Here is a 565-nt window from a genome sequence, read left to right on the forward strand (position 1 = left end):
CGGATCAGCATGCCGCGGTGAATACGTTCCCGGGCCTTGTACACACCGCCCGTCACACCACGAGAGTTTGTAACACCCGAAGTCGGTGAGGTAACCTTTTGGAGCCAGCCGCCTAAGGTGGGACAGATGATTGGGGTGAAGTCGTAACAAGGTAGCCGTATCGGAAGGTGCGGCTGGATCACCTCCTTTCTAAGGAAGATTTAACTAAAACGTTTGACAGTCGAAGTTTTGTTCAGTTTTGATGGTTCAACCATCAAAACTTTTTGTCTCTTACGAGATGAAAAAAGGATTTGTTCTTTGAAAACTAGATAAAGATAAATTGATAGTCAAGAAATTACCGAGTATCGCCATTTTAGGTTTTAAACCTGATGTAACAACCAATTCGGTTAAGTTATGAAGGGCGCACGGTGGATGCCTTGGCACTAGGAGCCGACGAAGGACGGGACTAACACCGATATGCTTTGGGGAGCTGTAAGTGAGCTTTGATCCAGAGATTTCCGAATGGGGGAACCCATTGTTCGTAATGGAACAATATCCTTACTTGAATACATAGAGTATGGAAGGC

The 565-nt window shown here is 45.5% G+C and carries 2 rRNA genes; both read left to right on the top strand.

Features of this window, described 5'->3' with window-relative positions:
* Nucleotides 1–189, top strand: a 16S ribosomal RNA gene (locus tag FZC88_RS23780); the annotation flags it as partial.
* Nucleotides 190–384: 195 nt separating this feature from the next.
* Nucleotides 385–565, top strand: a 23S ribosomal RNA gene (locus tag FZC88_RS23785); the annotation flags it as partial.

It is taken from the genome of Rossellomorea aquimaris (assembly GCF_008180865.1).
Classification (GTDB): Bacteria; Bacillota; Bacilli; order Bacillales; family Bacillaceae_B; genus Rossellomorea; species Rossellomorea yichunensis.